The following is a 4136-nucleotide window of genomic DNA, read 5'->3' as shown; positions in this document are numbered from 1 at the left end:
TCCAGCTGTGCCAGAGCAGTACGCACGGTACTTTCACCTGCACCTATCTGCCGGGCAATGGTTCCAATAGACGGCCAGCTCACCCCCTCGTCACTACTGAAGTCAGCCAGGCGCGCCATAATGGCCACACTGGACAACTTCATGCCAGAGGCCGCGCAGGCGTCCCACACATAACCGGTTAACTTAGTGCTCATGCATCCACCCTTTTAAACTTCTCCCTGAAACGCTCAACAGGCTGCATGCACTCATACGGGTAGCCCTGGCGCATAAAAATGACCTGCTGCTTTTCCCGGTCGTAGCCAATGACGTGGACAATGAAGCCTCATGGGTCTTTGTACTGGCGGTCAAGTTCCTGCATAACGCTCTGGCCCTCCGGGAGTACACACCCACAATTGATGTCGCCCGGCTGTGGTTACATGCCACCCAGCGCCCTGATACCATCCGTTCATACCGAAACAACGAGGTTCCCGGCACAGGGATGCCCCGCAGTTGCGGTAAGCGGCTGTTAGCCGTTAAACTGTTCATGCGTTAGTTTCTCCACGAATACGACACGCCAGGGCGCCCGGAGCTGCACACTCGCGGGCGCCACTTTCTTCCGGCTCACAGAAAATCCGGAATAACAGCGTTAAGTGTTCCTGCCACTTCGCCATAACCTGGTAGCTGTTCTCGTCAATCTGCTGCTTCTCTGTGGCATCAATAACACCGTCTTCCGTGGCTTTACGCAGATAAGCTGAGTGCTTACCAATCCACTCTATGGACTCCATCAGGCGTTGGTTGATATCGCCGTTATCCACCTCTTCCAACTCCACCAACGGAACATTCACGCTGTTTGAATTACGCGAAACGGCATCGGCGATGTACTTCGTGCCACTGGCCTGCTGTAGCACCATGGCCCACCCCATTGGGAAAACCTGGTCACCATCAGTACGCAGGCGGTTAAACAATGCGTTCTCTGTTACGTCCAGCCATTCAGCAGCCTCGGCGTACCCACCAGGCAATGCCGCGATAGTTCGTTTGATTGCAGCCACCAGCCAGGCGGGCTGTTTTTCGACTTTCCAGTGTTGCTTACCCACGGTTAACCCCTTCTGTCTGTGGTTAATATTGCCCACCTTCTCAGTTATCTTTTTTGTAGAATGACGGGTCATAGCGTAATTTCCCGCTTGTTATCCGTTCGATAACAAATGCTTGTTTTTGCGGGATAATATCTCCCCAGCGGCACACTGCCGGGTGGGTAATACCAAGCATGTTTGCAGTCTTTGAAGTACCACCAAAAAACTTGATCACATCTTTCTTGCGCATAATGGTTTCCTCTTGATGATGCACAAAAGGTAACAAAAGGTACATTAAATAGCAAACAATAGGTACATCAAATACAGGTAACATTAGTTACATGAAAACAGAAATGAAAGACCGGATCAGATCCCGGCGTTTGCAGTTAGACGTGACACAGCAATCCCTGGCAAAAAAGCTAGGGGTGAGCCGCGTATCTGTAACAAAGTGGGAAAATGGCACAACAAAGCCAGACGGAGAAAATCTACATCAACTCGCTTCTGCGCTATCGACAACTCCGGAATGGCTACTATATGGACAAGGAGAAGAAAAGAAAGATGACACGAAAGTTATGCCATTTATTAAAACACCTGTTGCAGTACCAATCATCTCAGCTGTTCAGGCAGGCCACTGGACTGAGTCATACGCAAGTTCGAGGCTGACAGACGTGGTATCATGGACTCAAACTACAGCTGATGTGTCTGATGAAGTTTTTGGGTTAGTCGTTCGTGGTGAGTCCATGACAAATCCAAATGGTCTACCTTCCATTCCCGAAGGCTCAATTGTGATCGTTGAACCAAACTTCGGACAATTAGACGACTTATATGGAAAGATTGTCGTTGCTGTTCTGGATGGCACATCCGAAGCAACTGTAAAAAAACTTGTTTGGGATAGTCCTTTCTCCTACCTCATGCCACTGAACCCAGCTTTCAAACCAATTCCCATCGATGGAAATTGCCGTATTGTCGGAAGAGTTGTCCAAATAACGCAGAATCTTTAACGGTGCCAGTCCATGGCACCGGTAGTTTAATACATTGATATACCACTATTCCGTGGCAGCAGTTTCTGCAGCGTCTTTTATTTCACCGCAAAGCACTTTTAATTTCGCAGGGCATGAATGCGTAGCCTGAGCCTGAATTTTATCAAGATCTTTAGTATCAAGCGTTGAGTCAATATGCTTGAGTACATATGTTTTTAGTGCAGGTGTTTTGCTAATTAAAGTCGATAATTCAGGCACAGAATCCCAATGATCCGCAAGCAAACGCGCTACAGCTTCTGAGTTCCCTTCCGCTATATCTCCATCATCACAATGCCCAAACTTAATCCGGTTTTGATTAACTGCCGACCAGGAACTCAATGAATCAACAGCCATATCTGCAGCTTCGGCATCAGTGGGCGTACATGTTTTAGCCCAGGCAACATTAGCTGTAAGCAATCCACAAAGGACCAGCAAAGTTATTTTTTTCATAAATGATTACCCGTAATGACGCCCCTGTAGAGACTGGTGATGATTCCTTTTAGTTGCAGCCTGCGCAGCGCGTCCAGTATTGCCAATAACCTGTATCGTGGTCAAAGGTGAAGTGCTGGCCATCTTTATGACAGCAGCAATTGCGTCATCAGATGTTCGAATACAACCCATCGTAGCATGCTGGGGACCAGGAGCATGTCGGGCATGAGCACGGCCAGAATGGAGGCCTATACCTGGGTGATTAGGAACAGAAAAGCGGAAAATACCGTACATGCCATAAGGACCATCAGTGGTGTCTGCCGTTGCTGAATGATGGCGATGCGGGTGTACCCTATCCTGGAATATATATGTCCCATTTTGAATATGGGTCAACGTCGCGTGACTATCGACATTATTATACGCAGCCCAAGTACTGATGTTGTTGCCACTACTATCCACTAGCGTTATCTGGTGTGTAGCACCATTAAATATTATTTTTGACATATCCATCTGATCTGATTGAAAAATATCTCCGTGATAATAACCATGCCTTTTATGCCGGATATAGGCGAAATCTTAAAAACAACCTCTATGTACTAAGTGTTACGACTACCCCAGCACTTTCCCACACATCATTAATGTAACTATTGGTACTTTTTGTTTGCATTAAATGGTAACTAAAGGTACATTCATAATTACGCAAGTAATGAGACGACTTTGAGCAGTCCCGGTTTATCGCCTCATGACAACACCATCCCTGTTCTGGCGGCCCGGCTTCCCTTGATGGTCGGTAACCGCCAGCTTTTTCAGGGCAAAACTGACACAAGGTAAGATGATGAATGTATGCACCGAAGTGAAAAATCTAAGCGAAAAAATGCAACAGCAGCTTGACCTGGTAAACGACATAAACACAGCTGTCGTAAGTGTAAGTTGGGGTGCATACAAATTTTTAAAGCAGATCGACGATGCCCAGCATGCAATCACTCGTCTTTCAGATACTGACCGCCAGAACCTATCTCCCAGCCTGTGTAACTCATTAGATCGATTTTTGGCAAACGCTGATTCTTTGAAATCACTGCTAAGTAATTCTGCGCTGTTTCACTCAATTGGTCTGGAACAAGATCATCAAGCAGAGCAAAAAGCAGATCTGGAGTGTTCAGGTTGCGAATGCTCGCAGGAGTCCATTTTGTTTTCAAATACACAAGGTGATGCAAAGCAGCCACACCATCAAGATGAAGGACGGACTTGCTGTTTTTCAACCGGTGTTCATGAAGGTAAAACTCAATAAGTATCAGCTTATAAAGATGACTCCGGCACTGCTGAGAACTGGTTGAATGAGGATTACTTTGGAAATGTGAGGAGCTAATTCCGTAGTGTTCAGCAAGATCGGGAAGGATGGCTAAATAAAGATTTTCGTATCCGTTCATGTTGGTTCCTTCTTGGATGTGTGAGAGCAACCAAGATACCACCTCGCCTGATGTGGATAAAAGCAGGCACAACCACCCCTGTGAGCCAGCAGCTTTTTCAGGGCGCAGGAGTCTGGTGTTTATCCATGACCCCAGACCACTGCGAAGGAACGCAAATGCTGTGTAGAACCTTTGGCGGTACCAGATCTTCAACCCAACACTAGGAGGATGAA

8 protein-coding genes are annotated in these 4136 nt (G+C 47.0%); 1 reads left to right on the top strand and 7 read right to left on the bottom strand.

Annotation, left to right across the window (positions count from 1 at the left end; genetic code table 11):
* From DES37_RS25110 to DES37_RS25095, 4 genes are all read right to left on the bottom strand, one after another.
* Positions 1-194, bottom strand: a 194-nt coding sequence (locus DES37_RS25110; RefSeq protein ID WP_146211556.1) for a helix-turn-helix domain-containing protein, incomplete at its 3' end; no start/stop codon positions are given.
* A complete protein-coding gene (locus DES37_RS25105; protein WP_425451743.1) occupies positions 191-316 on the bottom strand; it encodes a DUF4222 domain-containing protein in 126 nt (41 codons plus the stop codon). The genes DES37_RS25110 and DES37_RS25105, both read right to left, overlap by 4 nt.
* A 205-nt stretch (positions 317-521) precedes the next feature.
* Complete coding sequence (locus DES37_RS25100; protein WP_064601298.1) at positions 522-1073, bottom strand: YmfL family putative regulatory protein; 552 nt, start codon at positions 1071-1073, stop codon at positions 522-524.
* Positions 1074-1113: 40 nt separating this feature from the next.
* A complete protein-coding gene (locus DES37_RS25095) occupies positions 1114-1299 on the bottom strand; it encodes a Cro/CI family transcriptional regulator (protein ID WP_110028259.1) in 186 nt (61 codons plus the stop codon).
* Between the two features lie 91 nt (positions 1300-1390).
* On the opposite strand from DES37_RS25095, the gene DES37_RS25090 reads away from it, so the two are divergent.
* On the top strand, positions 1391-2050 hold the full coding sequence (locus DES37_RS25090; RefSeq protein ID WP_211320577.1) for a LexA family protein: 660 nt from the start codon (positions 1391-1393) through the stop codon (positions 2048-2050).
* 45 nt (positions 2051-2095) lie between these two features.
* Here DES37_RS25090 and DES37_RS25085 read toward each other — a convergent pair whose 3' ends face one another.
* From DES37_RS25085 to DES37_RS25075, 3 genes are all read right to left on the bottom strand, one after another.
* Positions 2096-2518, bottom strand: a complete 423-nt coding sequence (locus DES37_RS25085) for a hypothetical protein (protein ID WP_110028258.1) — start codon at positions 2516-2518, stop codon at positions 2096-2098.
* Positions 2519-2524: 6 nt separating this feature from the next.
* Positions 2525-3001, bottom strand: a complete 477-nt coding sequence (locus DES37_RS26260; protein ID WP_484173686.1) for a L,D-transpeptidase family protein — start codon at positions 2999-3001, stop codon at positions 2525-2527.
* Between the two features lie 476 nt (positions 3002-3477).
* Positions 3478-4136: ECs1072 family phage-associated protein (locus tag DES37_RS25075; protein ID WP_110028256.1), on the bottom strand; the 659-nt coding region annotated here is incomplete at its 5' end.

This window comes from Mangrovibacter plantisponsor (genome assembly GCF_003182475.1).
In the GTDB taxonomy this organism is placed as follows: domain Bacteria; phylum Pseudomonadota; class Gammaproteobacteria; order Enterobacterales; family Enterobacteriaceae; genus Mangrovibacter; species Mangrovibacter plantisponsor.
Note: the sequence above shows the minus strand (reverse complement) of the source record. Positions and strands in the feature narration are given on the sequence as shown.

Coding starts and splice junctions, on each gene's coding strand:
- DES37_RS25095 (WP_110028259.1), bottom strand. CDS start 1,299: ATGCGCAAGAAAGATGTGATCAAGTTTTTTGGTGGTACTTCAAAGACT.
- DES37_RS25090 (WP_211320577.1), top strand. CDS start 1,391: ATGAAAACAGAAATGAAAGACCGGATCAGATCCCGGCGTTTGCAGTTA.
- DES37_RS25085 (WP_110028258.1), bottom strand. CDS start 2,518: ATGAAAAAAATAACTTTGCTGGTCCTTTGTGGATTGCTTACAGCTAAT.
- DES37_RS26260 (WP_484173686.1), bottom strand. CDS start 3,001: ATGTCAAAAATAATATTTAATGGTGCTACACACCAGATAACGCTAGTG.